At 70.9% G+C, this 4,946-nt stretch carries 5 protein-coding genes and 1 pseudogene; 4 read left to right on the top strand and 2 right to left on the bottom strand.

The annotated features are described in order from the left end of the window. The first annotated feature begins 245 nt into the window (after positions 1-245). Complete coding sequence (locus G3I40_RS30145; RefSeq protein ID WP_164305797.1) at positions 246-1,712, top strand: MFS transporter; 1,467 nt, start codon at positions 246-248, stop codon at positions 1,710-1,712. An 82-nt stretch (positions 1,713-1,794) separates the two neighbouring features. Here the strand turns inward: G3I40_RS30145 and G3I40_RS30140 are convergent, their stop codons facing one another. Further along, on the bottom strand, positions 1,795-2,391 hold the full coding sequence (locus G3I40_RS30140) for an MBL fold metallo-hydrolase (protein WP_164305796.1): 597 nt from the start codon (positions 2,389-2,391) through the stop codon (positions 1,795-1,797). Between the two features lie 156 nt (positions 2,392-2,547). On the opposite strand from G3I40_RS30140, the gene prcB reads away from it, so the two are divergent. Next, positions 2,548-3,375, top strand: coding sequence for a proteasome subunit beta (gene prcB, locus G3I40_RS30135; protein WP_164305795.1), 828 nt, complete (start codon positions 2,548-2,550; stop codon positions 3,373-3,375). 230 nt (positions 3,376-3,605) lie between these two features. Next, a complete protein-coding gene (locus G3I40_RS30130; RefSeq protein ID WP_164305794.1) occupies positions 3,606-3,791 on the top strand; it encodes a hypothetical protein in 186 nt (61 codons plus the stop codon). A 24-nt stretch (positions 3,792-3,815) separates the two neighbouring features. Here the strand turns inward: G3I40_RS30130 and G3I40_RS30125 are convergent, their stop codons facing one another. After that, entirely contained in the window at positions 3,816-4,322 is a 507-nt protein-coding gene (locus G3I40_RS30125; RefSeq protein ID WP_164305793.1) for a DUF4352 domain-containing protein, read from the bottom strand. A gap of 201 nt (positions 4,323-4,523) precedes the next feature. Between G3I40_RS30125 and G3I40_RS30120 the strand changes: the two are divergent. Further along, positions 4,524-4,946: pseudogene (locus G3I40_RS30120) on the top strand (ATP-dependent helicase); the annotation flags it as partial.

Raw genomic sequence — 4,946 nt, 5'->3', positions numbered from 1 at the left:
CCGCGTCCGCCCCGGCCGGGTGCGCGAACACCCGGCCGGACGAGGCGAACGGCGCCCGGATCGGCCCCCCACGTCCGCCGCACCGGAGGCGGCACGACATCCGCACCGAAGGCCGGACCGCAACCACCCCCTAAGCAGCGACAGTCCAAAAGTCAACCATTGACCTACCGGCTCCCCACTGCGATCTTGGCAAGCGCTTTCCAGCTGCAAGCCGTACCCAGGCTGCCTGGCGTCAAGGGGGACGCATGGATTCCGCCACACCGGCCCGTACCGCCGCCTCACCACCGCCCACACCGAGCGGCACGCTGTTCTCGGGGCGCCACACGCACCTCTGGGGCTTCCTGCTCGCGGGCTGGCTGATCAGTTACGCGGACCGCACGGTCACCGGCCCCGTCGTCTCCTGGATGATCGAGAACAAGGCCGGGTTCATCGGCGACGCCTCGAACCCGGCGACGCTCGGCGGCCTCATCGGTTCGATGTTCTTCACCGGCTACATGCTCACGCAGTACGCGGGCGGCCGCCTCGGCGACCGGTACGGGCACCGCGAGATGCTCGTCGTGTCGCTGCTGTGGGCGGGCCTGTTGACGCTGGTGTCCGGTCTGACGGGCGGACTCATCGGATTCGTGGTCGCACGCGTGCTCACCGGCCTCGGCGAGGGCGTCTTCTACTCCAACGACCGCGTCCTGGTCATCAACCACACGCCCCCGGCCCGCCGCACCATCGGCCTCGGCGTCGTCCTGGCGGGCCTGTCGATCGGTCTGACCGTCGGCATCGTGGCCACCCCGCACCTCATCGACTGGGGCGGTTCGCTGGGCATGGGCGGCCGGGCGTGGAGCATGCCGCTGTACGTGTTCGGGTGCGTGTCGCTGCTGGTGGCGGCGGCGACCTGGGGGTTCTTCCGGGCCCGCGGCGACCGCCCGCTGCGCCTGGGCCCGCCCGCGCTGCGCCTGATCGGCTACTCGGTCCCGGCGGCGGTCGCGATCGTCGCCCTCTTCCTGCTCGCCGACGAGTTCGGCTGGCCGGACTGGCTGACCGCGGTCGGCTCCGGTGTGCTGTTCCTCGTCATGGTGGCGCTCGTGATCCGCGGCATCGTGACCACCGGACGCGCGGCCCAACTCCTCAACCGCAACGTGTGGTTGGTCTACATCGGCTTCATCGCCGTGATGTGGAACCTGTGGTTCTTCTCGTTCTGGTCGGTGCAGATCGTCGCGGAGAGCGCGCACAGCAGCCTCGGCGCGGCGGCCCTCACGGCCGCGTTCAACGCGGGGGCCGGCATCATCGGCTTCCCCGTGGGCGGCTGGATAGCGGATCGGCGGGTGCGCGCGGGCAAGGGCCGCAAGCCGCTGGCGGTGGCGTGCGCGGCGGTGCACACGGTGCTCGCGGTGGCCTTCGGCGCGAGCCTGCTGAACGGCGCGCCGTCGCTGCTCCTGCTCGGCCTGATCCTCTTCTTCTCCGGCCTGTTCTTCAACGCGCTGCAGCCCATCGTGCACAGCCTGCTGGGCGACCTGGCCGACGAGAAGGACCGGGGCTCGCTGTTCGGTCTGTTCAACCTGGTCGCCGAGATCGGCGCGGTGGCCAGCCCCGTCGTCAGTGGCGTCCTGCGCGACGCGACGGGCAGTTGGGCGCCGGGCGTGTTCACCGCCGCCGGGGTGATGGCCGTCGCGGTGGTCCTGTACTGCCTCGTCAAGGAGCGGATACCCGAGGTCGCCTGACCCCGGGCGGCCTCAACAGTCCCGTACATGCCATCAGGGACCGGGAGCGCAACCGATCACGGTCTGCCGGACGGTGGCCCGATCAGAGGGCGTCGCCGGGCCGCAGATACCGGTAGTCGGTGTCGGTCTCCCGGCCGAGCCAACCGTTGACGCTGCTCAGGCCCCGCTCGTTGATCTGGGCGTCGTGCACGGCGAACGCCCGGCGCGGGCCGACCGCGTTGACGAAGTCGATCGCCTGCGTCGTGCTCAGCCAGGACCCGTGGACCGGCACGAGGAGCGTGTCGACCGCTTCCCCGGGGACGTGCAGCGCGTCGCCCGGGTGGTAGACGGCGCCGTCGACGACGTACCCGAGGTTCGCGCAGTCCGGCTGTCCGCCGTGGACGGTCGCATGGCGTCCACCGACCGCCCGCACCGCGAAGCCCGCGGCGGTGAACTCCGCACCCGCGGCGGCCCGTTGCACGGCGAGGCCCGGGATGTCGGCGCCGGCCGGGGCGTGCACCGGGACGCCGAGTGCCCGCAGGCGCAGGACGTCGACGTGGTCCGCGTGCTCGTGCGTCACCAGGACCGCGTCCGCACCGGTCAGGGCGTCCGGCTCGCTCCAGATTCCGGGGTCGACGACGAGCACGCGCCCCTCGTGCTCGAGCCGGACGCAGGCATGGGTGTACTTCGTGATCAGCATGACCAGGAACCTAAAGGGCGCGACTCGACAGGCGGACGTCCAACTCGCCTTCGTGCTTATGTAGTTCGTCGATGCGGGCTGATCGCCGACGCGGGCTGATCGCCGGATGCCATGATGAGGAGACCGTCGACGCTGAGCGACAGAAGGCGAGCACTCATGACCGAGCAACTGCGCGGTCTGCCGTCCGCGTTCCTGGACAGCAGCACCTCTTCGTTCACCCGACTCGTCGAGCGCGTGGCACCGCACACCCTGCCGTGGAACCGGGAGACGGGCCCGGTGCACGACGTCCCGCACGGCACCACGGTGCTCGCCCTGACCTTCGACGGCGGCGTCCTAATGGCCGGTGACCGGCGCGCGACGATGGGCAACGTGATCGCCCAGCGTGACCTGGAGAAGGTGGTCCACGCCGACGACTTCACGGCGGTGGCGTTCGCGGGCACCGTGGGGCTCGCCAAGGAAATGGTGCGCCTCTACCAGCTGGAACTGGAGCACTACGAGAAGGTGGAGCGCCGCCCACTGACCCTGAACGGCAAGGCGCAGCGGCTCGCCGCGATGATCCGCGACCATCTCGCGCAGGCCATGCAGGGCCTCGCCGTGGTGCCGCTGCTCGCGGGGTACGACACGGCGCGCGGCGTCGGCAGGATCTTCAGCTTCGACGTCACCGGCGGCCCGTACGAGGCGACCCGTTTCCACTCCGACGGCTCGGGATCCCCGTACGCGAGCGGGGCGTTGAAGAAGCTGTACCGGCCGGGCATGTCGGCGCAGGACGCGACGACGGTCGCGGTGCAGGCGCTGTACGACGCGGCCGACGACGACTCGGCGACCGGTGGCCCGGACCTGGCACGGCGCATCTACCCCACGGTCGCGCTCGTCACCGAGGACGGTTACCGCCCTCTGCCGCAGGACGAGGTGCGCGCGGTGGCCGAGGCGGTGGTGACCGCACGCCGGACCGCACCCGAGGGTCCGACGGCCCCACTCCTGTGAGAGCCCCGGCGGCTACGGCGGCCGCGAGACACGAACACAGCGCCAGGGCCGCCGGGTCGGTGGAAACACCCACCGGGTGCGCGCCAAGCGCATGGCCGATGTCTGACGGCTGACGGCTGACGGCTGACGGCTGACGGCTGACGGCTGACGGCTGGAGGATCGCTAGACCGTCATATGCCGATTCCGCCGCCTGCGGGGTTGCGTCATGGACAGCTCCTACACTGATCGTCATGCCTCCCACTCCCCCGGCCCCGGGTCCCGTGCGACCTGCCGCCGTCGTGAATGCGGAGATCCGCGAGCTCGTGCTCTCCTGCGGCGGCTGGCTGTACGGCGACACCCGCTCCCGCTACGAGGTCCTCGTCGCGGAGTGGACGCGGGCGAGCGCGGCAGAGGGCGACATCGTCGAAGCGGCATGACACCGCGGGCGAGGCCCTGGCCCACTACTTGACGTCGCCGACCCAGTGCTTCCCGTCATGGAAAATGAGTGGCCGCACCTCCAGGTCGACCTTGCTGAGCTGGTTCCGGGGCACGTCGAAGGCAAACTCGGCAGCACCGGAGGACCCGGGTGACACGCTGCCCGTTATCCCTGCTCCTAGGTCACCGTCAAAGATCTGCTCACAGGTGTCACCATCGTTCCCGGACTTCGCGTACACCGTCATCAGTGCGCCCTGGAACGCTTCGTCCGTCCCGTTGTGCACCTTGATGCGCCACTTCACCGCCTGGTTCCCGGCCTCGTGGCCGATCGAGTAGGCGGAGGGCGTGAACTTCACCGGCTGCGAGACAGTGACCTCCAAGCCCCCGCCCCACTTCTTCGTGTCTCCCCAGTCCGTGTCCGCAGATGGCGACCCCGCCGCCGTCGCCACACCGACACTGGTACCCAGGAGACATGCAGACATCGCGGCGGCGGCAGCGAGGCGTACCACCGCGGTTGTGCGTATGCCGTTCATAGATCCAGGATCCGCCCAGCAGACGGCGCGGTCGACCGGAGCGAGTACGAACCGTTGACGCTCCGGTGCAGGGAACTGCGCCGCGTGCCTCGACGCGGCACGTCGCACCTCGGCTGGGCGTTGTCGACATCCGGACCGCATTCGTCCTCTTCGCCTGCGAAGATGCGAGGGCCTGGGCGTGAGGAGAGAGGGATCGGCCGGATGGGGCGCAGTGAGCGGGAGGCGGTGGCGGGCGGGGTCCGCCTGTACGCGGCGGCGCGGTCGCTGGTCGGCGATCACGAGCGCGCGGTGCTGGCGGCGCGGGAGGCGCTCGCGCCGATCCTCGACGAGGCGGTGACGCAGACGCTCGACGCCCTGGCCGTGTCCCGGCTCCAGGAGGTGACCGAGGGACGGCTGCGCCTGGACGCGGTGGAGCGGGGCGGGCTGCGCACGGTCCGCCAGGTGCTCGACGCCGGTCCCGGCCGGCTGCAGCAGGTCCCCGGGGTCGGACGTGTGACGGCCACGCAACTCCTGGGTGCCGCCCGCCGGTTGGCGGACGTCGTGCGCGACAGCGCCCCCGTGCACATCGACGTGGACCGCCCGCAGCCGCGTACCACGGAGCTCGTCAGGGCTCTGCACGTCCTG

Origin of the sequence: Streptomyces sp. SID14478 (assembly GCF_010548525.1) — a bacterium.
Taxonomy (GTDB): domain Bacteria; phylum Actinomycetota; class Actinomycetes; order Streptomycetales; family Streptomycetaceae; genus Streptomyces.
The sequence above is the reverse complement of the archived record's forward strand: the minus strand, read 5'-3'. Positions and strand labels throughout refer to the sequence as shown.

Coding starts and splice junctions, on each gene's coding strand:
- G3I40_RS30140 (WP_164305796.1), bottom strand. CDS start 2,391: ATGCTGATCACGAAGTACACCCATGCCTGCGTCCGGCTCGAGCACGAG.
- G3I40_RS30125 (WP_164305793.1), bottom strand. CDS start 4,322: ATGAACGGCATACGCACAACCGCGGTGGTACGCCTCGCTGCCGCCGCC.
- prcB (WP_164305795.1), top strand. CDS start 2,548: ATGACCGAGCAACTGCGCGGTCTGCCGTCCGCGTTCCTGGACAGCAGC.
- G3I40_RS30130 (WP_164305794.1), top strand. CDS start 3,606: ATGCCTCCCACTCCCCCGGCCCCGGGTCCCGTGCGACCTGCCGCCGTC.
- G3I40_RS30145 (WP_164305797.1), top strand. CDS start 246: ATGGATTCCGCCACACCGGCCCGTACCGCCGCCTCACCACCGCCCACA.